The organism is Planctomycetota bacterium (assembly GCA_021414025.1).
In the GTDB taxonomy this organism is placed as follows: domain Bacteria; phylum Planctomycetota; class Phycisphaerae; order Phycisphaerales; family SM1A02; genus SYAC01.
The window spans coordinates 248847-274027 of the sequence record JAIOPG010000006.1 but is presented as its reverse complement, the minus strand read 5'-3'; the positions used below and the strand labels follow the sequence as shown (position 1 = coordinate 274027).

Genomic DNA, 25181 nt, shown 5'->3' with positions numbered 1-25181 from the left:
TGGGCGCGCTCAAAGCCAGTCAAAAACCCATGAATCTCGCTAACAAAATGCCCACAAGCAGGCTGCAAGCGGCGACGATCGTCTTCTGAATTCGATTGTGGACTTGTGCGGACATGGCGATTTTCCTCGAAAAGGACTGGTTTTGGTGGCTTTGAAGCTTCGGACCCGACTGAACAGGCCCAAAGTGCCATACCGAATCGAAAAATCAAATGTTTGATGTCAATTCGCACTTTTTATTTTTAATTTTTAATGATTCGAAACCCATCGGTGATGGAATGGTCGGTCCAGTCGGCTCGACCTGCCCCGGCACCGACTCGGTCTAACCCAGCTGCTGGGAGCAATCGATCGCGACCCGTTCAAGGATCGCGTGAACACCCCGGGCTGAGGTTTGGGCATCCATCGATGGACCGCCCCGCTGCTTCGCCTGCTGCGGGAGTTGGGGCACATGGATGAAGCCCGCCCTCATGGTTCTTCCCTGCATGGTCGAGTCCTTCCCCTGCGAGACATGGTCCAGCAATCGGAAGAGGAGCTCATTGCAGAGGAAGGTTCCGGCATTGTGGGAGAGCTTCGCCGCGACCCCCGAGGATTCGCAGATGGCGACCAAATCCCGAACATGCAGATTGGAGTGGAGCTCGGCGGGCGCCCCTTCCACCACAGGCAAGTTCCGCACCTGCAAGCCGGTGTTGTCGGGAATGCGGCTGTCGCGGATGTTGACCGCTCGGATTTCGACGTGGATGCGATCGGCCTTCCCCGATTCGCCCAGAGCCACCACCACGTCGGGTTCGATTTCGGCGATCAAGCGAGCTGCGCTGTGCCACGCGGAGCCCGGGTCCGTGCCGCCGACCACCGGAAGCGTGCGGTAGATCCGCGCTCCGAGTGACGGTTGCATCTGCGCCAGCAGCGCTGCGATTTCGATCGTGGGATTCACCGGGCTTCCCCCGAAGGGCTCGAAGCTGGTGACCAGGATCAGTGGGCGGGGGCTCGATGCGCGATGGGACACACGCGCACACTACCAAGCGAGAAGGATTGAATCCCGCGGATACCCTGCGCGGAGTTCTGTGCCCACTCCAACGCCACATCACGGAGTCCAACCTCGCCTTTGGGAGATCGGCGTGGACACGGGCGGCACCTTCACGGATTGCGTCGCGCGGGCAAGCGACGGACAGGTCTGCCGGGCCAAGGTGCTGAGCACTTCGGCGCTTCGTGGCGTGGTGAAGGGGTGCGATGGCAATGTCATCACGGTGCGGCTCGCCGTCGAGCTGACGGCGGAGGAAGCCGCGAATTTCTTCAACGAATTCCGGGCGATTCCGGTTGAACGGGCCGGAGTGAATCGCTCATCCGAAGCGGAATTTCCCGTGATTTCAGGGGCTCGATGGGTTTCCGATGGCGTAATCGAATGCCGCTTCGAGTCTGGCAATTCGCAGAGCGTCGCGCGTGCTGAGATTTTTCCCAAGGGAGTCTTCGTTGATCTTGTCGCTCCCTTCGAGGCGCCGATCCTGGCGGTGCGACTGGCCATCGCTCGTCCCTTTCCCATGCCCCTGGAGGATTGCCGCATTTGCGTGGGCACCACCCGCGGAACCAACGCCCTGCTGCAAGGCCGGGTGAGCCGCGTCGCGCTCTTTGTAAATGAGGGGCTTGAGGACATTCTGCGCATCGGCGACCAGCGGCGCCTCGACATCTTCGCGCAAAGCCCGAGCAAGCCGCCGGCGCTCGAGCGATGCTCGGTCGGCGTGCGCGCCCGGATGTCGAAAGATGGAAGCGAGATCGTGGCGCTCGACGAGGGATTGCTTCGCACGCGCGCCCGCGAGCGTGTGGCCGCCGGAGAGAGGATTGCCGCCGTCGCGATGTTGCACGCCGCGGTCAATGCCGCGCATGAAATCCGCGCGGGCGAGATTCTTCGCGAGGAGGGTTTCAACTGGGTGTCCCTCGCCCACCGCTGCGGATCGAGCAGCCGCTTCGAGCCTCGGGCCCGCGCCGCCGTGGTGGACGCGGCGCTCTCGGAGCCGGTGGGCGAATTCATCGGGTCGATCCAGCGCGGGGCGGCGGGAGCCGAGGTGCTCATGATGACCAGCGCCGGCGGATTGACCCCCGCTTCGGCCTTCGCTCCGCGCGAAAGCCTGCTCTCGGGACCCGCGGGAGGAGTGGCTGCCGCGGCCGCGGTGGCTGGAGCCTGCGGATTCGCCCGGTGTGTCACATTGGACATGGGCGGCACCAGCGCGGATGTCGCCCGCGTGGATGGCGTGGCGGAGATGCGCGATGAGACGACGGTCGGACCCGCGACCATCGCGTCGGCCTGCGTGGCGGTGGAGAGCGTCGCCGCCGGCGGCGGGTCGATCTGCTGGTGGGATGGCGACGCGCTGCGCGTCGGTCCGCAGAGCGCGGGCGCCTCGCCGGGGCCGGCCTGCTATGGATCGGGCGGCCCGCTGACGCTCACCGACGCGCACCTGCTTTTGGGCCGGATCGACCCCGTCCACCTGCCGATTCCGGTTTCGATCGAGGCGTCGCGCCGCTGCGCGGAGTGTTTGCGCGATTCCATCGCGCAAAGCAGAGAAGCGCCGCTCTCCATGGATGACATGCTGCGGGGATTCGTGGCGATCGCCGACGAGGCGATGGCTGCGGCCATCCGGACCGTCACGGTGCGCCGCGGCATCGACCCGGCGGACCATGCTCTGGTGGCTTTTGGCGGCGCGGGGGGTCTTCACGCTTGCGCCATCGCGGAGCGCCTTGGCATGAAAGCGGTCATCGTTCCCGCCGACGCCGGGCTGATGTGCGCCAGCGGCATTTCGCGCGCGCCGATCACGCGGATCGAGTCGGAGGTGGTCCTGGCGGCCATTGATCGATGCGAGCCGTCGGTCAAGGTCCGGCTGCGACGAATGCTGGAACGCGCCAAGAGCGAGTTGATAGAGATCGGGATGGATTCCGCGGGCGCCCGGCCGACGCGACGCGTCGCCTTGATGCGATTGAGCGGCCAGGAGGAAAGCCTTGATGTCGAGCTGCCGTTGAGCAGCGCCGATGCTCTCGACGCGGAGACGCTTCGCGTCAGGTTCACTCGGCGCTTTCGCCAAACCTATGGATTCGATCCGGATCCGAGCCGGGCGATCGAGATCGAGCGGTTGCGGCTTCTGGTGGCGCTGGATCGCGGCGACGCAACCGGTTCGAAGAGTGGCTTCATCGATGCACCTCCGAGGTTCGGACCGGCGGTGCTGATGAAGGCGGATTCCACCGCGTTTCTTGCGCCGGGCTGGAGTGCGAAGGTGCATGCAAGCGGGGCAACCATTTTCCTGCGGGATGCCGAGTTGCGATCGCCCGATTCAGCGGACCCTCGGGCCGGCGCGCAGAAATCAGCGAGGACACAATCCATGACCACGGGGGCCGGCGCCCACGAATTGATCGCGGCGCGGCTGGGCTCCATCGCCACCGACATGGGTGAACAACTGCGGCGCACCGCGGTCTCGGCCAACATCAAGGACCGCCTGGACTTTTCCTGCGGCCTTCTGGATGCCGGGGGTTTCCTGGTGGTGAACGCGCCGCACATTCCGATCCACCTCGGCGCGCTGGGCGCGTGCGTGAGATCGCTGCTGCCCATCTGCGGGTTCGCGCCGAACCAGGCATGGGTGGTGAATCATCCGCGCTTCGGCGGGTCGCACCTGCCCGATCTCACGGTGATCACGCCGATCTTCTCCGCACAATCCGAGCTGATCGGCTTCGCCGCCAATCGCGCCCACCATGCGGAGATCGGCGGAACCCGCCCAGGATCGATGCCGCCGGACGCGACCACGCTTGCCCACGAAGGCGTGGTGATTGAGCCGACCCTGGTCGTCGAGGATGGCGTCGCCCATCTGGATCGCGTGGAGCGACTTCTGCGCGGTGGCACCTGGCCGAGCCGCATGGTCTCCGACAATCTCGCTGATCTGGCGGCACAGCTCGCGGCGAACGCACTCGCTGTGGCGCGGGTGCGATCGCTGGCTCTGGAAAGCACCATGGATGCGCTTCGAGCTTCGTGCGAGCGACTCCGACTTTCGGCCCGGCACGCTGCCGAGCGTGCGATTCAGACCCTGCCCGTGTCGGTGGATTCCATGGAGGAGAAGTTGGACGACGGCACCTCGCTGCGAATCCGGCTGCGTCGCTCCGACAACCCCACGGGCCTGACGATCGACTTCACCGGCACCTCGGCCCAGCACCCGAACAATCTCAACGCGCCGCGCGCCGTCACCCGCGCCGCGGTGATGTATTCCATCCGGGTGCTCGTCGGACGGCTGCTTGGTGGAAGCGCGCCGGCATTCCCCATGAACGAGGGCCTGCTGGATCCGATCGAGTTGATTCTGCCGGAAGGAACGATTCTGTCGCCGATTTTTGATGGGCCGCCCGAACGGTGCCCCGCCTGCGCCATCGGCCAGACCGAGACCAGCCAGCGCCTGGTCGATCTGCTCTGGCGCGCCTTCCATCTTGCGGCGTGCAGCCAGGGCACGATCAACAACCTGCTCTTCGGCAACGCGCGCTTCGGTTTCTACGAGACCATCGCCGGCGGTGCGGGGGCGACCGCCGAGCGCGACGGCGAGAGCGGCGTGCACACCCACATCAGCAACACACGCATCACCGACGCGGAGGTGCTGGAGCGGCGCTATCCGGTGCGACTGGAGCAGTTTTCCATTCGACGCGACTCGGGCGGCGCCGGCAAGCACAAGGGCGGCGACGGTCTGGTGCGGCGGCTGCGATTCCTGGAGGCGGTCGATCTGTCGTTCCTGTCGCAGCACCGGGTCGAGGCCCCCTATGGATTGGAGGGCGGCGCCAGCGGGCGTCGCGGCGAGCAGCGGATCATTCGCACCGATGGAAGCAAGGAGGATCTGCCCGGCATCGTCGCAGCGCGGTGTGAGGCCGGCGACCAAATTGAAATCGAAACTCCCGGCGGCGGCGGGTTCGGCGCGGTGCCGTGATGAATCCTCGCCACGCGAGCAGCGTCCGGCCATCCCGGCGGCATGCTCGTATCCTTCCGGCGGAATGACCGGGTCCACCACCACAGCGAATCGCGGGGCCGCCGGATTTTCGGTCGCGTCGCTGCACGTCTATCCGCTGAAGGGCGCCGCGGGTTTTTCGCCGCAACAGTGCCCGGTGGATGAGCGCGGACTCCGCCACGATCGGCGCTTCATGCTGGTCGACGAAGCAGGCCTCTTCATCTCGCAGCGCGAGTGCCCCAAGATGGCTCGCATCCACGCCCGGATCGACAGCGGCATGCTTCGCATCGCCTGCCCGATCGGCACCTCCGATCTTCCGCTGGATGCGCTGAGCGGAACTTCCCTGCGGGTCCGCATCTGGGAGGACGAACTCGACGCGATCCATGTCTCGCCCGACACCGACGCGCTGCTTGGCGACGCGCTGGGTCGCAAGTGCCGCCTGGTCTGGATGCCCGACGATGCGCCGCGGTTGACCAGCCCGAAGCGCGGCGAGCCACGGCGCCATGTCAGCTTCGCGGACGCGGCCCCGCTGCTGCTGGTCTGCGAGAGCGCGCTGGAGGATCTCAATGCCCGCATGGGTCAGTCCGGCTCGCCCGCCCTGCCGATGGACCGCTTCCGCCCCAATGTGGTGGTGCGCGGCGGCGCGGCAGCGGCCGACGACCACTGGAGCGTGATCGCGATCGGCGATTCGCGATTCCGCGTCACCAATGCCTGCCGCCGCTGCAAGGTGACCACCATCGACCAGACGACCGGCGAATCGCGCGGCGCCGAGCCGCTGCGCACGCTGGCCACCTACCGGCGCGAGGAAGACGCGGTGACCTTCGGGCAGCACCTGCTGGTGGACGCGGCGGGCACCATCGCTGTGGGCGACGCCGTCACCGTGGAATCATGCGGCCGGTGACTCCGGGCGCGAGATTTGCCTTGGCGGAAACAACGATCTCCCCCGGCAGTTCATGGGAGTTGTACTGGCTTGCCATCGTGAATCCGTAGGCGCCGGCGTCGGCGATCCCGATCCGGTCGCCTGGCTTCAGCTCCGGCAGCGAAACATCCTTGGCCAGAAAATCCGACGACTCGCAGATCGGTCCGACGATGTCATACACCACCGGCTTTCCCGTGCCCTGCCGAAGCGGAAGCACGCGATGCTTCGATCCGTAGAGCGCGGGCCGGATCAGATGATGCATGCCCGTGTCGACGATGGCAAAGGTCTTCGACGCGGTCGCCTTGATGTACTGCACCTGCCCCACCAGCAAACCGGCGCGGGCCACGAGCACGCGCCCGGGCTCGGTGAGCAGCTCCACCTTCATCCCGCGCGTCGCCTCGATCGCCATGCGGCCATATTGCTTGATCATGTCAAGCTCCTTCGCCTCGTCCTCGGTGCCGTAGTCGATCCCAAGCCCGCCACCGATGTCCAGTCGATCCAGCGGATGCCCTTCCTTTTTGAAGGAGTCGTGCACCGCGATGGTTTTCTCGATCGCCTCGCGGATCACGCCGAGATCGAAGAGCAGCGAGCCGATGTGCATGGTGAAGCCGCGCAGCCGCAGTCGCTTGGGCCATCGCGCCAAAATGCCCCGCAGTTCGGGCATGAAGGATTCGTCCATGCCGAATTTGTTGTCGCGGAAACCGGTGGTGATGTAGGGATGCGTCTTGGGATTTACATCCGGGTTCAGCCGGAAGGCGACATCGGCCGTCGCGCCGAGGCGGTCTGCGATCTCTCCGATGCGCTCGAGTTCCTGCGGGCTCTCGACATTGATCTGTTTGATGCGCTCGCCCAGGGCGACTTCAATTTCGCGGCGGGTCTTGCCCACTCCCGAGAAGATGATCCGCTGCGCTGGCACGCCCGCCTCCAGCGCCCGCTGGATCTCGCCGCCGGAGACCGTGTCGACGCCGGCCCCGAGTTCCGAGAGGCGGCGCAGGATCTCCGAGTTGCTGTTGGCCTTCATGGCGTAGTGGATCGTGTGCTTCGCGCCGGAGAGTGCCTCGTTCATGACGCGGAAGCGCCGGTCGATCTCATCGAGGTCGTAGACGTAGGCCGGGCGGTCGAGCGGACGAACGAGGGGCTCGACCTCCACGACGCGGGTTTCGTCGCCGACCTGGAGTGCGCCATGCTGGTAGAGAAACGCCACGCGGATGCCTTTCCTTTGCCGCGCCGCCGCGGAGGCGGCAGATTTTTCGCGGTGCTTTCCATACGATAGCGAAAGCCGGCGGCGCGTCGCGGGCCGCGCGGCGCCGAAGTCCGAAGGATGCCACCCATGAAACCGCTCAAATTCCTCTTCGTCTCCTACGCGGCGCTCATCACCGACATCGCGTGGCAGGTCGTGAAGGAGGGCCACGAGGTCCGCTACTGCATCGACGCCAAGAAGGAGCGCGACATCGGCGATGGCTTCGTGCCCAAGGTCGACGACTGGCGCGACCATGTCGAGTGGGCCGATGTGATTGTCTTCGACGACACGCTGGGACACGGCAAGCTGGCCCACGAGCTTCGGCAGAAGGGCAAGTTGGTCGTGGGCGGCACCCCCTGCACCGACCGCCTTGAGGATGACCGTGCCTTCGGTCAGGAGGAGCTCAGCCGCGCCGGGGTGAACATTCTGCCTTACAAGCAGTTCGACGACTTCGACAAGGCCATCAAGTTCGTCAAGGAGAATCCGGAGCGCTACGTCATCAAGCCCTCGGGCGAATCCGGCAACGTGAAGCGGCGGCTCTTCGTGGGCGACGAAGAGGATGGCGACGATGTGATCCGCGTCCTCAAGGTCTACAAGCGCTCCTTCAGCGAGGAGATCAAGCTCTTTCAACTGCAGCAGCGCGTCACCGGCGTCGAGGTCGCGGTCGCGGTCGGGGCCTTCTTCAACGGCAGCGAGTTCGTCTTCCCGATCAACATCAACTTCGAGAACAAGAAGCTCTTTCCCGGCAACGTCGGCCCGTCGACCGGCGAGATGGGTACGGCGATGTTCTGGAGCAGCTCCAACAAGCTCTTCACCAGCACGCTGCAGAAGATGGAGCCGCTGCTGGCCCGTGAGAAGTACGTCGGGTACATCGACCTCAACTGCATCGTCAACGGCCAGGGCATCTATCCGCTCGAGTTCACGGCGCGCTTCGGCTACCCGACCATCATGATCCAGCAGGAAGGCATGACCACGCCGATCGGCGAGTTTCTGCACGACCTCGCTGAGGGCACGCTGACCAAGTTCAAGGTGAAGAGCGGATTCCAGATTGGCGTGCGCATCGTGGTGTCGCCCTTCCCCTTCGACGACGAGGCCACTTTCCAGTCGGTCTCCAAGAACGCTGCGATTCTCTTCAAGAAGGGAATCCCCGAGGAGGTGCACATCGAGGATGTGAAGCAGGTCGACGGTCAGTGGCAGGTCGCGGGGACCTCGGGCGTGGTGCTGGTGGTCTGCGGGCTCGGCGCCACCATGCGACAGGCGCAGTCGCAGGCGTATGGCCGCATCAAGAACATCATGATTCCCGACATGTACTACCGCGACGACATCGGCGAGCGCTGGAACGACGACGCCGACCGGCTCCACACCTGGGGATACTTGCGCTGAGCGCCACTTCTTACACTGGCGGCGTGTCCCGAAGCGTCATCATTGTTGGTGCGGGTCTGGCCGGCTGCCTGCTTGCGGTGTATCTGGCGCGGGAAGGATGGAGTGTCGACCTTCGCGAGCGCCGCGGCGATCCGCGAGCACGCGGCCATGTAAGCGGACGCTCGATCAATCTCGCCATCAGCGCCCGTGGCCTCAAGGCGCTGCGCCGCGCCGGGCTGGAGGAAGCCGTGCTCAAGAGCGCGATCCGCATGCCGGGCCGCATGATTCACTCCCGCGACGGCAAGCAGTCCTTCCAGCCCTACAGCAGCGATCCGACTCACGCCATCCAGAGCGTGTCGCGCAGCGCGCTGAACCTGACCCTGCTGAACGCGGCCGCGGCGGAATCCAAAGTGCGCATCGAGTTCGACCAGCGTTGTGTGGGAGTGGACGCCTCCAAGGGCAGCGCCACCTTCATCAATGACCACACCGGACAGGAATCCACGGCGACGGCGGATCTGATTGTCGGCGCCGACGGCGCCTACAGCGCGGTGCGCGGCGTGCTGCAGAAGAACGAGGGATTCGACTACGACCAGTCCTGGCTGAGCCATGGGTACAAGGAGATGCACATTCCGCCCGCGAGCAGCGGCGAGCACGCCCCTTTCGCGATGAATCCCAACGCGCTGCACATCTGGCCGCGCGGCGGATCGATGATGATCGCGCTACCGAATCCCGACGGCTCATTCACCTGCACGCTCTTCTGGCCACACCATGGACCCGATGGCTTCGACGCGGTCAAGGGCGCGGCCAGGGGACGCGAACACTTCCGGCGTCACTATCCCGACGCGCTATCGCTCATGCCGGGTTTCGATCAGGACTTTGGGGGCAATCCCGTCGGCTCCATGCTGACGGTGCGCTGCCGGCCCTGGTCGCAAGGCGGACGCGTGGTGCTGCTGGGCGACGCGGCGCATGCCATCGTTCCCTTCTTCGGCCAGGGAGCGAACGCGAGTTTCGAGGATTGCGAGTCGCTCACCGACGCGCTGGCCAAGCATGGCGACATCGCTGCAGCGATCTCCGCCTACGAACTGGACCGCAAGCGCAACACCGACGCCATTGCCGAAATGGCGCTCAACAACTTCGTGGAGATGCGCGACCGCACCGCGTCGCGACTCTTCAAGTGGAAGAAGAAACTGGATCATTTCCTGCACGGCGTGGTGCCCAGGCTTTACATTCCGCGCTACGAGATGGTGAGTTTCAGCACGGTGCCCTACGCCGACGCGCTGGATCGTTCGCGCCGCCAGGAACGGGCGCTTGAGGACCTCGCACTCTTGATCCTGGGATTGGCCGCCTTCGTTGCGATCAAGTGGTTCAATCGGGGAAGCACTTGAAGACCGCATTGAACTTCATCGATGGCGCTTTCACGCACGCTCATGGCCCCCGGCTTGATGTCGTCGACCCTTCCACAGCGTCCGTCATCGGAAGCATTCCCGACAGCGACGCGGCCGAGGTCGAGCGAGCCGTCGCTGCGGCAGCCGGCGCGTTGGCTGCGTGGTCGGCAATGTCCGCCGCGCAACGCGCCGCGCCGCTTCGCACACTCGCTGACTTGATCGAGCGGGATCTTGAGGCCTTCGCTTTGATGGAGTCGCAGAACACCGGCAAGCCGTTGTCGCTGGCGCGGAGCGTGGACATTCCGCGATCCATTGCGAACCTGCGCTTCTTCGCCGATGCCATCACCGGCGACAACACCGAACACTTCGAAGACAAGCAGTGCGTCTCGGATGTGCACCGCAGGCCGCTCGGCGTTGCCGCATGCATCTCGCCGTGGAATCTGCCGCTCTACCTGCTCACCTGGAAGATCGCCCCCGCGCTCGCCGCCGGTTGCACCGTGGTCGCCAAGCCCAGTGAAGTCACGCCGCTCACCGCGTGGATGATGGCGGAGCGAGTGAACGAAGCCGGATTTCCCCGCGGTGTCTTGAATGTGATTCACGGCCGCGGCTCGGGCGCCGGCGCCGCATTGGTCGCGCATCCGAAAGTCGCCTGCATCACCTTCACCGGCGGCACGGCCACCGGACAGGCCATCGCGCTGGCCGCAGCGCCCGCCTTCAAGCGCGTCGCACTCGAGCTCGGCGGCAAGAATCCCGCCCTCATATTCGCGGATGCCGTCAAGCCCGATCGCATCGAAGCCACACTGGATGGCATCGTGCGATCCACTTTCACGAACCAGGGGCAGGTGTGTCATTGCAGTTCGCGCCTGCTGGTGGCGCGCGAGGCGTGGGACACCTTCGTGCCAGCGATCGTGGAACGAACCCGCAAACTGCGCGTGGGTGATCCGCTTGAATCCTCAACCGATGTCGGATCGCTCGTCTCGAAGCTGCATCTGAAGAAAGTTTCCGAAGCGGTCGATGCGGCCCGTCGCGAAGGCGGACGAATTCTCTGTGGTGGTGACCGCGTTGATCCCGCGAAGTTGCCCGCGCGGGTCCGAAGCGGAGCCTTCTTCGCCCCCACACTCATCGATGGACTTGCTTCCTCCTGCCGCACCAATCAGGAGGAGATTTTCGGACCGGTCGCGTCCCTCATCCCATTCAAGGACGAAGAGGAAGCCATCTCGATCGCCAACGGAACCAAATTCGGTCTTTCCGCGACGGTGTGGACCTCCGACGCGGCGAAGGCAAATCGCATTGCTGCCCGACTGGACTGCGGTACGGTATGGATCAACTCGTGGATGCTGCGCGACCTTCGCGTTCCCATCGGCGGCGTGCGCGCCAGCGGCCTGGGCCGCGAAGGCGGCCAGGAGGCGCTGCGATTCTTCGCCGAACCCGTTACTGTGGTGCGGAGAACGACATGAGCCAGGACATCCACTCCAACCGCGCGCCGGAACCAGTCGGCCCTTACCCCCACGCCAAGCGCGCCGGCGACTTCGTCTACCTGAGCGGCGTCGGTCCGCGCCAGCGCGGCAGCAAGGTAATCCCGGGCGTCGATCCTTTCGATTTCGAGAAGCAGTGCCGCTCCTGCTTTGAAAACACGAAGATGGTGGTGGCCGACGCCGGCCTGCCCTGGAGCAGCGTGCTTGATGTCACCGTCTATCTGCTGGACATGAAGCGCGACTTCGCCACCTACAACCGGATCTACGCCGAATACTTCGCCGGCGAGGGCAATCCAAACCCGACCCGCACCACGCTCGAGATCGGCGCGCTGCCCACGCCGATCTCCGTCGAGGTCAAGGCAGTCTGCTGGGTCGGCGCGAAGAAATAACTAATTCAATTTCTTGAGAGCAGCCCGGACGGGGCTTCCATCGAAGCCCTCCAGCGCCAGCGGCATCGCGCAGAGCTCGTAGCGACCCGGCGGCACATCGCGAAGCACCAGACCTTCGATGATCGCCACATCCCTCGCATAAAACCGCTTGTGCGCCGGCAGGTCCTTCGAGTCCGCGCAGTCCACGCTCGGCGTGTCAACGCCTACCAACTTCACGCCATGATCGGCGAGCCAGTCCACGAGATCCGGCTCCAATCCGCAGAAGTCCGCGGTCCATTTGTCGCCATCCGGATAGGAGCCTGTGGCGATGAGCAATCGCGGAAGCTTCGGCACCCACGCTTCATTCACAGCCAGATGACTTCGTCCAATCCGATTTGCGGCGCTGCGGGCGCCTGGCTTCCCCTTCACCACCTCGCACTCGCCCCAGTACAGATCGAGGGGCTGCTGCTCCATCGTCCGGCCGTCGCGGCCATAGTGGCTTGGTGCGTCAGCATGCGCGCCAAGATGCACGGTCGAGCGGATCGCGCTCAAAGTGATCCCGTCGCCCCGCTTCATGTCGAACAAGACCTCGCGCGCCATCGGCACATCGCCGGGAAAGACCGCGAGCCGCGATGAGATGCGCGGCGAGATGTCGATGATCTGATCCGCCATGGATGCTCAGCTCTGCATCGCCAGCCGGCCGCCGTCCACGGGCAGGTTGATGCCGTTCACATAGCTTGCCGCGGGTGAAGCCAGGAAAAGGACCGCCGCGGCAATCTCGCTTGCATCGCCCAGGCGGCCCGCGGGAATGGTGGCGATCGCGTCGCGCTCCACCGCCTCGACCGTGGAGGAGCTCTTGGCGGCGCGGCCCTTGAAGATGGCGTCCAGCCGCGCGGTCTTGGTGAAGCCCGGCAGCACAGTGTTGGCAGTGATGCCGGATGCGCCCAGCTCGCCCGCAAGCGTGCGCGACCAGTTGGCCACCGCGGCCCGAATCGTGTTGGAAACTCCAAGGCCGCGGATCGGCGTGACGACCGAAGTGCTGGTGATGTTGACGATGCGACCGAACTTCGCCTCGCGCATGCCCGGCACGCACGCTTGCACGATCGCCTGCCCCGTCAGCACATGCATCTCGAAGCCGCGGATCAGATCCTCAGGCGCCGCTGTCGCGATCGGACCCGCCGCCGGTCCGCCGGTGTTGTGCACGACGATGTGAACCGTTCCGTGCTCCGCCACATGCGCCGTGACGGCCTTGGCGACCGCCTTCCAGTCCGCGTAGTCCGCCAACAGCGAGCGATGCACCTGCGCCTTTCCCAGCGGCATGGGCAGATGGGTCAAGGCGCTGGCCAGCCCCGCCGCGTCGCGCCCCACGATTGTGACCGAAGCCCCCGCTTCCGCCAGCGCCTTCGCGCAGGCGAAGCCGATGCCCTGCGTCGCACCGCCGACAAGGGCGTGTCGACCCGCCAATGAGATCGATTCCGCCAATGACTTGGTCGTTGTGCTCATCGCAGCAAGAGTACCACTCGCGTTTTGTGCGGTCAGCGGCGCCGACGACCGGCCAGCGCGCCGGCCAATCCCAGGATCAATCCCGCGCCCGGAGCGGGCACAACCTCGAACGTGAGATTGTCGAAGTACGAAATGGAAACCTCGCCTTCCGAATAATCGGGGATGTATTGATCGATGCCGAACAGCGTGATGGCTGTGGGGAACGGAACGGTGTTGATGGCGATCGATCCCAAATAATGCCCGTCGGCAAAACCCCTGATGCTCTGAGCGTCGATGTCCAGAATCAAGTTCAGTTGATGCCACTGGTCGTCGGCGAGATCCACGCCCGCATCGTCGTTCCAGGTATCCGTATTGACAATCATGTACCTGGACATGCCGATGCTTCTGCTCGTGCTGGTCAACTGGGCGATGAAGCCGGTGTCTCCCCCAAAGTAAATGTCGGACTGGTTGCTCTGGGCTCCACTGTGCATGAAGTCGCACTTCAGACTGAACACCCGACCCGAGGCGGGAACATAGGTGTCGTGGATCGCTTCACCACGCTGGTTGATTTGCACCGCCTGGTTGCCCGAGTGAACCGTGGCGTTTTGGATGATGGGCGCGGCTTCCCAGAGATGCCAGCCATCCTGGCCATCGATTGATCCAAGTGAATAGTCTGGCGCTTCAAAGCCGGTTGAATAGAGAACTTCGGCTTGCGCACTCGCTGCCAGGCCGCCACACAATGCAAGAACGGACAGATTGCGAAAGATCATATTTCTTTTCCTTGTTCAGATTTGTCACGCTCGGTGACGGCTTCCTGTTCAGCGACGACGACGACCGGCCATCACGCCGGCCAATCCCAGGATCGCTGCCGCGCCCGGGGCAGGCACCGCCTCGAATGAGAAATTGTCGAAGTACGACTGGGCGTCACCCTCGGCATACTGATAGAAACCGAACAGCGTGATGGCGGTTGGAAACGGCACGGTGTCCATGGCGAGCGATCCCAGATAGTGGTCATCCGCATAGCCCGTGATGCTCTGGGCGGCGATGTCAAGAATCAAGTTCAGGTGATGCCACTGGCCATCGGCGAGGCTCACACCGGATTCATGGTTTGCGGAAGCAAATCCGCCCAGGAAAAACCAGGAGTTCCCGCTGTCACTGTTGCCGCTGACCAACTGGGCAATGAAGCCGGTATCGCCCGAGAGAAAAATTCCAGACTGGTTGTTCGCGTTGCCGGTGTGCATGAAGTCGCACTGCAGGCTGAACATCTGCCCCGACACAGGCACATTCGTATCGTGGTCAGCTTCACCAAACCCGTCGATGCCGGCGGCCTGGCTTCCCGAGTGAACCGTCGCGGTCTGAATGACGGGCGCGACGATCCAGGGATACCAGCCATCCTGGCCATCGATTGACCCGAGGGAAAATGCCGGCGCTTCAAAGCCGGTCGAATAGAGGACTTCGGCCTGCACGCTTGTTGCCAAGCCGCCACACAACGCAAGAGCGAACATTTTGCGATCGATCACTTCAATTACCTTTCAAAAAATCTTGTACATGCATTTCCCAACCTCAACTTGTCCGGAACCCAAACGCGACCGCACAACGAGGCCGACACACTGGCGGACGCGGAAAGATGCGCTGATAAACCGTCCGGTCAAATGAATTTCCAGCGTTTTTAAAAAAATCTTAATTTGTCCGGAACACCTGAAAACGCCGGTGGGGCGACTCGGGCCCAGCGGCGGCTCATCCGACTGGCGCCCTTGAAATGCTCGCTGAGCCCCAGCCCCTTCAAGGTCCCGTCATGGTCTCGGGTTTCATCACCTTGTTGAAGGTGGCCTCGTCGATGAACCCCAGCTCAAGCGCCGCCTGCTTCAGCGTGAGCCCCTTGTGGTGGGCGTGCTTGGCGATGGCGCTGGCCTTGTCATAGCCGATCTGCGGGGCAAGAGCCGTCACCAGCATCAGGCTCTCTCCCAGCAACTCGGCCATGCGTTCCTTGTTAGCCGTGATGCCCTCCGCGCAGAACTCACGGAAGGCGTGGCAGGTGCCCGCGAGCAACTCGCAGGAATGCAGCACGTTCAGGGCGATCACCGGCTTGAAGACGTTGAGCTCGAAGTTGCCCTGGCTGGCTGCGAACTGCACCGCGGCGTTGTTGCCGAAGACCTGCACGCAGACCATGGTCATGCTCTCGCTCTGCGTCGGGTTCACCTTGCCTGGCATGATGCTGGAGCCCGGCTCATTTTCCGGAATTGAAATTTCACCGATGGCGCAGCGCGGACCGCTGGCCAGCCAACGAATGTCATTGGCCATTTTCATCAGCGATGTTGCCAGCACCGCCAGCGCGCCGTGGGCCTGCGCCATTGCTTCGTGGCCGGAGAGCGCCGCGAACTTGTTCTTGGCGCTGGTGAAGGGAATCTTGGTTTCCGCCGCAAGTTTCCTGGCGACCAGCTCGCCAAAACCCTTGGGAGCGTTGAGACCGGTGCCCACCGCCGTGCCGCCGATGGCCAGGTCGCGCACGCCCGGCAGGCTCTGCTTGATCGCCTGGATCGAAAAATCGAGCTGAGCCACGTAGCCGGAGAATTCCTGACCCAGCGTCAGCGGCACCGCATCCTGCAGATGGGTGCGACCCACTTTGACGAAGCCGGCGAACTCCTTGGCCTTGGAGTCCAGCGCATCGCGCAACTTGGACACCGCCGGCAGCACGGTGCGCTCGATCTCAATCGCGGCGGCGATGTGCATGGCGGTCGGAAAGGTGTCGTTGCTCGACTGCGAGAGATTGACATGGTCATTCGGGTGCACCGGCTTCTTCGAGCCGCGCGTTCCCCCCGCCATCTCGATGGCGCGGTTGGAGACCACCTCGTTGACATTCATGTTGGACTGCGTGCCGGAGCCCGTCTGCCACACCTTGAGCGGAAACTCATCATCAAGCTTGCCCGCGGAGACCTCCTTTGCAGCGGCAACAATCAGCGAGCAGAGTTCCTTCGATAGCCCGCCGATCTCGACGTTGGCTTCGGCACATGCCGCCTTGAGCAAACCGAACGCCCGCACGATCGGCCGCGGCATCGTGTCGCCAAAGGGGAAGTGATGGATCGACCGCTCGGTCTGGGCGCCCCAGTAGCGATGGGCCGGAACCTCGATCGCGCCCATGGCGTCGGTCTCGGTGCGAGTGGCGGTTTTTTCGGGGGATTTCGACATGAATTCATCTCCAGTGATGCTTGTCCACAGAGTGTAATGCCCTGCGAAGCCGCCCGTGATCCGTGCTATATTCTCGGCTCGACCTTTTAGGAGACCGAGCCTTGCCACAGCGTTTCATCATTCTTTGCGGACTTCTGACCTGCTCGATGCTTTGGGGCTGCCCTTCGCCGCAACAAGGCGCCGTGTACCCGTCGAGCGACTACAAGAAAATGCTTCCCAAGGATTGGTTGGCGCTTTCACCCAGCGACAGCAAGATGGATTACCTGAGTCCGACGACCCGCGAGCTGCTTGCGGACTTGAAGAAGGAAATCGCCGACTCGCGTGCGACGCCCGCCGGTGGCAAGCCCGCCATGACCGAGGCGGTCATCGCCCAGCGCAGCAAGGACATGAACGAGCTCTGCAACAACGAGATGCTCGTCAGCAGCGAGATCCTGGTCAAATCCATGTCGCCCGAGATGTACAGCACCACCAGCACCAACCCGGAGCTGTACCTGAAGAACAATGCCAACGAGCAGCAGAATCTGCGCGGCATTGTGGACGACTGGAATCGCATCTGGCTGATCGACGAGCCGAGCCCGCTGAGCCCCTATCCGATCGTCGCCCCCTGAGCGCACCTGAATTTCCAGGCTGATCGCGCCGACGTCGCGCCGGTTTTTCGCCGCCATCGCCGGGCCATATTCCGCAGCGCCTCTCCTATCCTCGCGGCATGACGACTCTCGGGACCATCCTGCTTCTGATCGGCTCCAACCTCTTCATGACCTACGCCTGGTATGGGCACCTGCGCGATTTCAAGGAGAAGCCGCTCTGGATCGTCGTCGCGCTGAGCTGGGGGGTGGCCTTCTTCGAGTATTGCCTGCAAGTGCCCGCCAACCGGATCGGCTATCAGCAGGCCGGCCTGTCCCTGCAGCAACTGAAAGTAATGCAGGAGGTGCTGGCCCTGAGCGTCTTCGCGGTCTTTGCCGTCGTTTACATGCGCGAGCGGATCACCGTCAATTTCATCTACGCCTCGCTTTGCATCGTGGCGGCGGCGTGGTTCATGTTCCGCGACATCAAAAGCGTCGCATGACGGAAGTCCCCCTCCATCTCCGCGCGGTGTCGCTCTTCTTCGACTTCGACAGCACCATCGTCGGCGCCGAGGCGGTCGATGAGCTCGCCGGCATCGCGCTGCGCGGCGCCGCCGACCGCGAGGCCCGCGTGGAGTCGATCCGGGCCATCACCAACGCCGGCATGGAGGGCTCGATGGCGATCGACGAGAGCCTGCGGCGGCGCCTGGACATGATCGAGATCCGCGCCGCCATGCTGCCGGAACTGGTCGAGCTGCTGAAGTCGAAGCTCAGCCCCTCGATGCTTCGCAACGCCCCGCTGCTCAAGGCCATGCGCGACCGGATCTGGGTGATTTCCAGCGGTTTCCACGAGTGGATCGACCCGGTCGTCGCATCGCTGGGCCTGCGCAGCGACCATGTCCTGGCCAACCGCCTCAAGCCCGACGCCAGGGGAATCCTGCGCCTCGACCCCGCCTCGCGCTGTGCCGCCGCGGGCTCCAAGGCGCTCGCGGCCGCCGCGCTGGGTAGGACGCCGCCTCGAGTCATGGTGGGCGACGGCATGACCGACTTCGAGGTGCGCCAGGAAGGCGCATGCGAATACTTCGCCGCCTGGACCGAGTGCGTCACCCGCCCCAAGGTTGTGGCGGTCGCCGACATGGTCGCGCCGCACTTCGAGGGGCTGCTCGACGCCCTTGAGGAATGCCTTGCATAGATTTTTCAACGACTTTACTTTGCAAACGCCTTGACCTGCCCTCTGAAACCACACGATCACATCACCATGGACTCTCAAAAACAATCCTGCCATCTTTTCTCGCCACTCAAACTCCGCTCGCTCACCCTGGCCAACCGCTGCGTGGTGGCGCCGATGTGCCAGTACAGCGCCGTCGACGGCTGCGCCCAGCCCTGGCACGCGGTGCACATCGGCATGCTGGCCACCGGCGGCTGGGGGATCGTGATTCTCGAAGCGACCGGAGTCGAGCCGCGCGGAAGGATCACGCCGGATTGCCTGGGCCTGTGGGGCGACGCGCAGGAGGAGGCGCTGGCCAAGACGCTCGCCACCGTGCGCGCGGCGGTGCCCGGCGCCTGCCTTGGCATTCAGTTGGCGCATGCGGGCCGCAAGGCGAGCACCTACGGACCGATGGTCGGCAAGAAGGGTTTGATCCCGCGCGACCAGGGCGGATGGGAGCCCTTCGGCGCCAGCCCGACGGCCTTCGGCGCGCTCGCGGTGCCGCACGAGATGACCCACGACGAGATGCGCTCCTGCCGCGACGCCTTCGTCGCCGCCACCACGCGCGCCGCGCGGCTCAAGTTCGACCTGGTCGAAGTCCACGCCGCGCATGGCTACCTGCTGGCGAGCTTTCTCTCGCCGCTTTCCAACAAGCGCACCGACAACTACGGCGGCTCGCTCGCCAATCGCATGCGCTATCCGCTGGAAGTGGTCACGGCGATGCGCGCCGCCTGGCCCGCTGAGAAACCGCTGGGCGTGCGCTATGGCGCCACCGATCTGACCGACGACGGATGGCAGGTCGCCGACGCCTGCGCTTTCGGCCGCGCCCTGAAGGAGATCGGCGCGGACATCCTGCACATCAGCATCGCGGGCAACTCGACCGCGCCGTGGAAGAGCTCCCCGGGCTGGCTCGCCGACTATGCCGGGGAGATCCGCAAGGCGACCGCTCTGCCGGTGATCGCCGTGGGCGAGCTCGAGGATCCGCTGCTGGCCGAGAAATTGCTCGTCGAGGGAAAGGCCGACGCGATTGCGCTGGCCCGCGGCGCTTTGCGCGAGCCGCGCTGGCCCTGGATTGCGGCGCGGGCGCTCGGAGCCAAGCCACCCTGCCCGCCGCAATGCGAATGGTGCGTCGGTCAATCCGCGCGGGCGTGAGTCCTCCTCAACCCGTGGCCGATCTAGATTTTCGGCGCTTCGGGAAAGTCGCTGACCGTGCCGTTGACGTGGTTGAACCAAGCCGTGAACGCGGCAATGCTCGTCATGGCGACCACTGCGGTGATCTGCCGGTCGTCCAGTCCGGCGTCGCGCATTTTTTTCAGATCCGCGTCCGAGACATTGCCCTTGGTCGCCAGCACGGCGCGGGTGAAATCAACGATCGCCTTCTCGCGGGGATTCGCCCCAAGCCCCTTGCGGATGGCCACGGTGCGTGCCTCGTCAAGGCCGGCGCCCATGCCGATCTTCGTGTGCGCATTCAGGCAGTAGCTGCAATCGAGGGCCTGCGCCCCCGCCAAGGCGATCGCCTCGATCTCGGCGGGCGAGAGTCCGCCGTGCTTTTTCACAGCGACATTGAATTCAAGAAAGCCCTTCAGAATCTCGGGGGCATTGGCGATCCCCTTGAAGATGTTGATGTCGGGAGCTCCAACGGCTTTGGGGTCGGCAAGTGAGAGTCTGGGCATGCGGAATCTCCTTGGGGAGGAACGAGTGTAGCACTCGTCGCTCACGCACCGCTTCCCACGAAGGTTGATCCGCTCACTTCGCCTTGGGCTCGACGATCCACTTGATCTTTGAGGTGCCCAAATCGATGACGCCGCAGCCGATGGCCACCTTGCCCTGCTTGACTCCGTTGCGCAGGAACGTGCTGCGATTCAGGAGCTCATCCATGCCCAGCCGGGCGTTGTCGGCGATGCACGCGGAGAGCAGCGCCTCGGGCGTGCAACCCGTGCAGGATTGCGTGGCGGACTGCACGGCGGGCCGGATCTTCCCCAGCAACTGGGGAAGTGCGCCACTCACGCCCTTGTCCTGCAAGCAGGCGCTGACCGCGCCGCAGTTCTCGTGGCCCAGGACGACCACCAGCGGCACATGGAGGTACTTCACGGCGTACTCGACCGATCCGATCGCGTCATCGGAAACCACATTGCCCGCGACGCGCACCACGAAGACATCGCCGGGGGCGGCTTCCACCACCTGCTCCGGCGGCACGCGCGAATCGGAGCAGCCCACAATCACCGCATAGGGCGCCTGCCCGGTGGTGAACTTCTCTTTCGCGGCGGGATTCTTCTCGAAGGCTGCCGTAGCGGCGGCGCTGGCGGCGGTATTGCGGGATTGCAGGTAGGCCCAGGCGGCGGCCGGAGAAAAGCGAGCGTCGTTGCGGGTGACCGCGGAAACATCGGACTTCTGCGCGGCGACGCCGATGGCCGCGTTCAACGCCAGAAGACCCGTCGCGGCAAGGAGAATTCGTCCTCGGTGGATCTTGTGCATGGACGCAGAATACTTCATGCCTCGCGCCGGTGGTGGAGCCGCGGTGCTGCGGATGGGCCGACACGCATAAGTCCGCCCATCCAATTTGCAGCCCCGAACGAAAGCGTCATACTGCTGCGATGCCGCAGGCCGCCGATGTCATGACCTACACCGATCGCTCGCTGGAGCTGCACGAGTGGCTGCCGCAGATCACCTTCTGGGCGGGGCTTGTTCTTCTGATCGCCGTGGTGATCAACAAATATGGATCGCGCATCGGCTTGCCCGGCGGCCTGCTGTTCCTGGTGCTGGGCATGCTCGTCGGCGAGGACGGCCCGATGGGGATCAACTTCTTCGACTTCGACCTGGCCTACGGCGTCGGTCTGATCTGTCTGATTCTGATCCTGTTTTATGGCGGGCTCAATATCAAGGTCCACCACATGCGCGGCTCGTGGACTCCCTCCATCGCGCTGGCGACCATCGGCGTGGTGTTCATCTCGGCGCTCGTCGCGGTTTTCGTCAAGTGGCTGGGACCGGCGGTCACCTGGCCCGAAGCGCTGCTGGTGGGCAGCGTGCTGGGAAGCACCGATGCGGCGGCGGTCTTCGCGGCGCTGGGCGGCGTCGGCTTCAAGGGGCGCGTGCGCCAGATCGTCGAACTGGAGAGCGGCTTCAACGACCCGATGGCCTTCATCCTGGTCTTCGTCTTCACGGGCCTGGTGACCGGCGCGTCGACCGGAGTGCTCGAAATGGGCGCGGATGTGGCCCGTCAGTTCGCCATCGGCGCCGCCACCGGAGTGGTGGTGGGCTGGCTCTCGATCGCCTCCTTCAAGTACCTGCCCAACGCGGAGAGCGGCCTCTATCCGGTGCGGACCGTGGCCAGCGCGCTGGCGAGCTTCGGGCTGGCCAGCATGCTCGACGGCAGCGGCCTGCTAAGCGTCTTTCTCACCGGCATCATGATGGGCAATTCCAAGCTCCCATTCCGCGCCTCCATTCTGCGCGTCCACGACTCGCTGGCCTGGGGCGGGCAGATCACCATGTTCTTCTTCCTCGGCCTGCTCAGCTCGCCGCACCGACTGAAGGAAGAGAACATCGTGCTGGGTGGGGCGATGATCGCGCTCTGGCTGGCCTTCGTGGCGCGGCCGGTGGCGGTAGCCGTCATCCTGCTGCCGATGCGCGTGCCCTGGCGCGAGACAGCGTGCGTCGCCTGGCTGGGACTGCGTGGCGCGGTGCCGATCATCCTCTCGACCATCCCCATCCTTGCGCTGGGCAACCCCGACGACAACCCAAAGGCCGACAATCTCTTCGACATCGTCTTCATCTGCGTCATCGTGGGCTGCATCATCCCGGGCACCGTGATCAAGTCGGTGCCAAAGTGGCTGGGCATGCTCAAGAGCAGCGGCCCGCTTCCCAAGAACGCGGTGGATATGGTGATGCGCGAGGAGACCGACAACGACATCAATGTCTATGTGATCACCGAGCAGTCACCGGTGGTGGGGAAATCGATCTCGCAGATTCACCTGCCTCCGAATGTGGCCATCGCCTTCATCGTGCGATCCGACGGCCGCGTGCACATTGCCCGCGGCAACACGCGCTTCGAGGCGGGTGACGAGGTCGCGGTGGCGCTGCCGCTGGATCAGGAAGCCGCAGTGATCGAAGAGCTCCAGGGAGTCTCGCCCCCCTCCTTGCCCGTGTAGTTCCGCGCCGCATTTTCCGTGACGTCCCCGCGCTTGGCCGCTATTTCAGCAGCACCGGCGTGGAGGCGGCGGGCACGCGCTCCACTTCGCCGGAATCGCCGGCATCGGGTCCGTCGGTGGGTTTCAATTCCTCGATCAGCCGGTCGAGCTTGCGCAGCGAGGGCAGGCACCAGGCGATCGCGCCGGTCACCGCCAGCGTGCCGAAGCCGCCGGTGATCACGCTCCACACCGGGCCGAGCCACGCCGCGACCAATCCGCTTTCGAATCCGCCCAGCTCGTTGCTGCACTCGATGAAGATTCCGTTGACTGCCGTCACGCGGCCGCGCAGCTGATCCGGCGTGCGGGTCTGTACCAGCACGTGGCGGATGACCACGCTGATGTTGTCCACCGCGCCGCTGATCATCAGCAGCGCCACGCTCAGCCAGAGCGAACGGCTGATGCCGAAGAGAATCATGCAGACGCCGAAGGCCGCCACGCTCCAGAGCAGCAGCGGCCCCGCCGGTCGCAGCGTGGGCCGCACCGCCAGGATGCCTGCGATGATCAGCGCCCCGATCGCCGTGGAGGCCTTGAGAAGTCCGAAGCCGACGGCATCGGTTTGCAAAATGTCCGTCGCGAAGATGGGCAGCAGCGCGGTGGCTCCGCCGAAGAGCACCGCGAGCAGGTCGAGCAGGATGGCGCCGAGAATGACCTTCTCCTTGCGGATGTGGGCGGCGCCTGCGAACATCGATCGAAAGCCGAATCCGCCAGCGGCTTTGATGGTCTCACGCGGCCGCAACCGCGCCGAGGCCACGGCGAATCCGCCGCACAGCACCGTGGAGAGCGCGAACACAACCCACGTCGAATGCGCCTGCACGATCAATTTTCCCGCCAGGATCGGCCCGCCGATCGCGGCGCACTGGAAAATGGCGCTGTTCCAGGTCACTGCGTTCTGGAAGCGGTCGATCGGCACCAGCAGCGGCAGCAGGCTCTGCCGCGTGGACATGTTGAAGGCGCGGACGCAGCCGCTCAGCGCGATGGCCACGAAGCTGATCCACAGCGGGGCGCTGAAGTAGGAAGCGAACGCCAGCAGCGCGGCGACCGCGGCGAATCCGCTCTGGGTGAAGACCAGGATTTTCTTGCGGTCGAAGAGATCGACCATGTGGCCGGCCGGAAAAGCCAGCACCATCACCGGCAGTGCGCGGGCCAGGCCGATCAGACCCAGGCTCATCGGGCTGTGCGAGCGCTCCCACACATCCCAGAGGACCGCGGTATTGAGCATCTGCAACCCGAAGCCGCCGGAGAGCATGCCGCCGGCGTACCAGCGGTAGTTCCGCTCGCGCCACGCGTCGGACCACGAGGCCACCCTGGATCGGCCCGGAGAGACTCGCTCGTCGCTCGGCATTACGCCAGCATGAGCCGATCGCCCAGCGCCGCGTGGTGCGCCCGCATGGCGTCGCGCGTGTCAAGGATCAGCTTCGAGTGCTTGGCGATCATGTTCCAGTCGAAGGCGGTGTGCGCGGTGGAGACCACGACCAGGTCGTAGCCCGCGAGGGTCGCCTGCGTGATCGGCACGGACTTCTTCTGCAAGTCGTGCTTGCGGCCCGCGCGGGTTTCAGGAACCAGCGGATCGCTGTAGTCGGCTTGCGCCCCGCGATCCTCCAGGATCTGGAGAAGCTCGAAGCTCGGGCTCTCACGCACGTCGTCGATGTCCGCCTTGTAGGCCAAACCCAGCACGAGCACCTTGCTGCCCTTGATGCACTTGCCGTGGTTGTTCAGCAGCTCGCCGGCGCGGTCGATCGCGTAGTGCGGCATGCCGGTGTTGATCTCGCCCGCCAGCTCGATGAACTTGGTGCTGGCACCGAATTCCTTGGCCTTCCAGGTGAGATAGAAGGGATCGATCGGGATGCAGTGTCCGCCGAGGCCCGGCCCCGGGAAGAAGGGCATGAAGCCGAAGGGCTTGGTGCCCGCGGCGCGGATCACTTCCCACACGTCAATGCCCATCGGCGTGAGCGTGGTCTTGAGCTCGTTGACCAGGGCGATGTTCACGGCGCGGAAGATGTTCTCGAGCAGCTTGGCGCTCTCGGCGATCTCGGCGCTGGAAACTTCGATGACTTCCTTGATGCCCTTGCGGTAGACCGCGGCGGCGAGCTCGGTGGCCTGCTTGCCGACGCCGCCGACCAACTTCGGAATCGTGCTGGTGGAGTGGCTCTTGCGTCCCGGATCTTCGCGCTCGGGGCTGAACGCGGCGAAGATGTCGCGGCCGAGTTCCCAGGTCTTGGCCTTCTCGCCGGCGGCGGCGAACACCGCGGGCATCATGTCCTCGCGGGTGGTGCCGGGATAGGTCGTGCTTTCAAGGACGATGAGTTGTCCCGGACGAAGCGTCTTGCCGATCGCGTCGGCGGTTTGCAGGATGTAGGAGATGTCCGGCTCCTGATGGCGGCCCAGCGGCGTGGGCACGCAGACCAGAATCACGTCGCACTCGCCCAGTCGGGAGAAATCGGTGGTGGCCTCAAATTTCTTGCTGTCGCGCAGCGACGTGACCATGTCGTGGCCAAGGTGCTTGAGGTAGTTGCGTCCCTCCTTGATGGCCTTGGGCTTTTCGGGATCGACGTCGAAGCCGATCACCGGCAAGCCGCCCTGATGCAGGGCGTGCGCCAGCGGCAGGCCGACATAGCCCAGACCGATCACGCCGACGCGGGCCTGATTGGTTTCAATTTTCGACTTCAGGGTTTGGTACGCGTTGGTGGTGGTGGTAGCAGTCGGCACAGTGGCTCCTTCTCTCGCAGTTGTCGGCCATCGGGGGCGGTCACTTGATCACAAATCTCTTGCTTTCGGCGGCAAGAGACAGGCGGCAAATATAAGGGTTCTTCCGCCCAAGCGGATGGTTCGCAAGGACTTGGAAAACGGCGCGGGGTCTA

Annotated in this window: 22 protein-coding genes; 11 read left to right on the top strand and 11 right to left on the bottom strand. The window is 64.5% G+C overall.

Annotated elements, in window-relative coordinates:
* Nucleotides 1–319: 319 nt before the first annotated feature.
* A complete protein-coding gene (locus K8R92_08815; GenBank protein ID MCE9619999.1) occupies nt 320–1000 on the bottom strand; it encodes a pyroglutamyl-peptidase I in 681 nt (226 codons plus the stop codon).
* 112 nt (nt 1001–1112) lie between these two features.
* On the opposite strand from K8R92_08815, the gene K8R92_08810 reads away from it, so the two are divergent.
* Nucleotides 1113–4934: a hydantoinase B/oxoprolinase family protein gene (locus K8R92_08810; protein ID MCE9619998.1), complete on the top strand. Its 3822-nt coding sequence runs from the start codon at nt 1113–1115 to the stop codon at nt 4932–4934.
* A gap of 64 nt (nt 4935–4998) precedes the next feature.
* Nucleotides 4999–5853 (top strand): MOSC domain-containing protein, encoded by an 855-nt coding sequence (locus K8R92_08805; GenBank protein ID MCE9619997.1) that lies wholly within the window; start codon nt 4999–5001, stop codon nt 5851–5853.
* Here the strand turns inward: K8R92_08805 and lysA are convergent.
* Entirely contained in the window at nt 5828–7075 is a 1248-nt protein-coding gene (gene lysA, locus K8R92_08800) for a diaminopimelate decarboxylase (protein MCE9619996.1), read from the bottom strand. The two genes, K8R92_08805 and lysA, sit on opposite strands and share 26 nt — an antisense overlap.
* 126 nt (nt 7076–7201) lie before the next feature.
* Here lysA and K8R92_08795 point away from each other — a divergent pair, with 126 nt between their 5' ends.
* The 4 genes from K8R92_08795 to K8R92_08780 are packed head-to-tail and all read left to right on the top strand — an operon-like array spanning nt 7202 to nt 11722.
* Nucleotides 7202–8494, top strand: coding sequence for a phosphoribosylamine--glycine ligase (locus K8R92_08795; protein MCE9619995.1), 1293 nt, complete (start codon nt 7202–7204; stop codon nt 8492–8494).
* A 23-nt stretch (nt 8495–8517) separates the two neighbouring features.
* On the top strand, nt 8518–9858 hold the full coding sequence (locus tag K8R92_08790; protein MCE9619994.1) for an FAD-dependent monooxygenase: 1341 nt from the start codon (nt 8518–8520) through the stop codon (nt 9856–9858).
* Nucleotides 9855–11315, top strand: coding sequence for an aldehyde dehydrogenase (locus K8R92_08785; protein MCE9619993.1), 1461 nt, complete (start codon nt 9855–9857; stop codon nt 11313–11315). Before K8R92_08790 ends, K8R92_08785 begins: the two co-directional genes overlap by 4 nt.
* Entirely contained in the window at nt 11312–11722 is a 411-nt protein-coding gene (locus K8R92_08780) for a RidA family protein (protein MCE9619992.1), read from the top strand. Before K8R92_08785 ends, K8R92_08780 begins: the two co-directional genes overlap by 4 nt.
* Here K8R92_08780 and K8R92_08775 read toward each other — a convergent pair whose 3' ends face one another.
* The 5 genes from K8R92_08775 to fumC form a co-directional block, all read right to left on the bottom strand.
* Nucleotides 11723–12373 carry a cyclase family protein gene (locus K8R92_08775; protein ID MCE9619991.1) on the bottom strand — a complete coding sequence of 217 codons (651 nt, stop codon included), beginning with the start codon at nt 12371–12373 and terminating at the stop codon, nt 11723–11725.
* Nucleotides 12374–12379: 6 nt separating this feature from the next.
* Nucleotides 12380–13204 carry an SDR family oxidoreductase gene (locus tag K8R92_08770; GenBank protein ID MCE9619990.1) on the bottom strand — a complete coding sequence of 275 codons (825 nt, stop codon included), beginning with the start codon at nt 13202–13204 and terminating at the stop codon, nt 12380–12382.
* A 32-nt stretch (nt 13205–13236) separates the two neighbouring features.
* A complete protein-coding gene (locus K8R92_08765; GenBank protein MCE9619989.1) occupies nt 13237–13953 on the bottom strand; it encodes a hypothetical protein in 717 nt (238 codons plus the stop codon).
* A gap of 48 nt (nt 13954–14001) precedes the next feature.
* Entirely contained in the window at nt 14002–14703 is a 702-nt protein-coding gene (locus tag K8R92_08760) for a hypothetical protein (GenBank protein ID MCE9619988.1), read from the bottom strand.
* A gap of 262 nt (nt 14704–14965) precedes the next feature.
* Nucleotides 14966–16369 (bottom strand): class II fumarate hydratase, encoded by a 1404-nt coding sequence (gene fumC, locus K8R92_08755; GenBank protein ID MCE9619987.1) that lies wholly within the window; start codon nt 16367–16369, stop codon nt 14966–14968.
* A gap of 101 nt (nt 16370–16470) precedes the next feature.
* Between fumC and K8R92_08750 the strand changes: the two genes are divergently transcribed.
* From K8R92_08750 to K8R92_08735, 4 genes are all read left to right on the top strand, one after another.
* On the top strand, nt 16471–16977 hold the full coding sequence (locus K8R92_08750; protein ID MCE9619986.1) for a hypothetical protein: 507 nt from the start codon (nt 16471–16473) through the stop codon (nt 16975–16977).
* Between the two features lie 98 nt (nt 16978–17075).
* Nucleotides 17076–17435 carry a DMT family protein gene (locus tag K8R92_08745; GenBank protein ID MCE9619985.1) on the top strand — a complete coding sequence of 120 codons (360 nt, stop codon included), beginning with the start codon at nt 17076–17078 and terminating at the stop codon, nt 17433–17435.
* The gene (locus K8R92_08740; protein MCE9619984.1) at nt 17432–18124 is read left to right on the top strand and encodes a haloacid dehalogenase-like hydrolase; all 693 of its coding nucleotides are present in this window, start codon (nt 17432–17434) and stop codon (nt 18122–18124) included. The genes K8R92_08745 and K8R92_08740 overlap by 4 nt, the downstream gene beginning before the upstream one ends.
* 66 nt (nt 18125–18190) lie before the next feature.
* Nucleotides 18191–19291, top strand: a complete 1101-nt coding sequence (locus K8R92_08735; GenBank protein MCE9619983.1) for an NADH:flavin oxidoreductase/NADH oxidase — start codon at nt 18191–18193, stop codon at nt 19289–19291.
* Nucleotides 19292–19314: 23 nt separating this feature from the next.
* Here the strand turns inward: K8R92_08735 and K8R92_08730 are convergent, their stop codons facing one another.
* Together K8R92_08730 and K8R92_08725 are read right to left on the bottom strand one after the other, a co-directional pair.
* Nucleotides 19315–19812, bottom strand: coding sequence for a carboxymuconolactone decarboxylase family protein (locus K8R92_08730; GenBank protein MCE9619982.1), 498 nt, complete (start codon nt 19810–19812; stop codon nt 19315–19317).
* A gap of 73 nt (nt 19813–19885) precedes the next feature.
* Nucleotides 19886–20614, bottom strand: a complete 729-nt coding sequence (locus tag K8R92_08725; protein MCE9619981.1) for a carbonic anhydrase — start codon at nt 20612–20614, stop codon at nt 19886–19888.
* A 119-nt stretch (nt 20615–20733) separates the two neighbouring features.
* Here K8R92_08725 and K8R92_08720 point away from each other — a divergent pair, with 119 nt between their 5' ends.
* Nucleotides 20734–22284 carry a potassium/proton antiporter gene (locus tag K8R92_08720; protein MCE9619980.1) on the top strand — a complete coding sequence of 517 codons (1551 nt, stop codon included), beginning with the start codon at nt 20734–20736 and terminating at the stop codon, nt 22282–22284.
* A 40-nt stretch (nt 22285–22324) separates the two neighbouring features.
* Here K8R92_08720 and K8R92_08715 read toward each other — a convergent pair whose 3' ends face one another.
* Both K8R92_08715 and K8R92_08710 read right to left on the bottom strand, forming a co-directional pair.
* Entirely contained in the window at nt 22325–23626 is a 1302-nt protein-coding gene (locus K8R92_08715) for an MFS transporter (protein MCE9619979.1), read from the bottom strand.
* Between the two features lie 38 nt (nt 23627–23664).
* A complete protein-coding gene (locus tag K8R92_08710; protein ID MCE9619978.1) occupies nt 23665–25029 on the bottom strand; it encodes a nucleotide sugar dehydrogenase in 1365 nt (454 codons plus the stop codon).
* Nucleotides 25030–25181 lie beyond the last annotated feature (152 nt).

Coding starts and splice junctions, on each gene's coding strand:
- K8R92_08805 (MCE9619997.1), top strand. CDS start 4,999: ATGACCGGGTCCACCACCACAGCGAATCGCGGGGCCGCCGGATTTTCG.
- K8R92_08795 (MCE9619995.1), top strand. CDS start 7,202: ATGAAACCGCTCAAATTCCTCTTCGTCTCCTACGCGGCGCTCATCACC.
- K8R92_08780 (MCE9619992.1), top strand. CDS start 11,312: ATGAGCCAGGACATCCACTCCAACCGCGCGCCGGAACCAGTCGGCCCT.
- K8R92_08775 (MCE9619991.1), bottom strand. CDS start 12,373: ATGGCGGATCAGATCATCGACATCTCGCCGCGCATCTCATCGCGGCTC.
- K8R92_08770 (MCE9619990.1), bottom strand. CDS start 13,204: ATGAGCACAACGACCAAGTCATTGGCGGAATCGATCTCATTGGCGGGT.
- K8R92_08765 (MCE9619989.1), bottom strand. CDS start 13,953: ATGATCTTTCGCAATCTGTCCGTTCTTGCATTGTGTGGCGGCCTGGCA.
- fumC (MCE9619987.1), bottom strand. CDS start 16,369: ATGTCGAAATCCCCCGAAAAAACCGCCACTCGCACCGAGACCGACGCC.
- K8R92_08745 (MCE9619985.1), top strand. CDS start 17,076: ATGACGACTCTCGGGACCATCCTGCTTCTGATCGGCTCCAACCTCTTC.
- K8R92_08740 (MCE9619984.1), top strand. CDS start 17,432: ATGACGGAAGTCCCCCTCCATCTCCGCGCGGTGTCGCTCTTCTTCGAC.
- K8R92_08735 (MCE9619983.1), top strand. CDS start 18,191: ATGGACTCTCAAAAACAATCCTGCCATCTTTTCTCGCCACTCAAACTC.
- K8R92_08730 (MCE9619982.1), bottom strand. CDS start 19,812: ATGCCCAGACTCTCACTTGCCGACCCCAAAGCCGTTGGAGCTCCCGAC.
- K8R92_08725 (MCE9619981.1), bottom strand. CDS start 20,614: ATGCACAAGATCCACCGAGGACGAATTCTCCTTGCCGCGACGGGTCTT.
- K8R92_08720 (MCE9619980.1), top strand. CDS start 20,734: ATGCCGCAGGCCGCCGATGTCATGACCTACACCGATCGCTCGCTGGAG.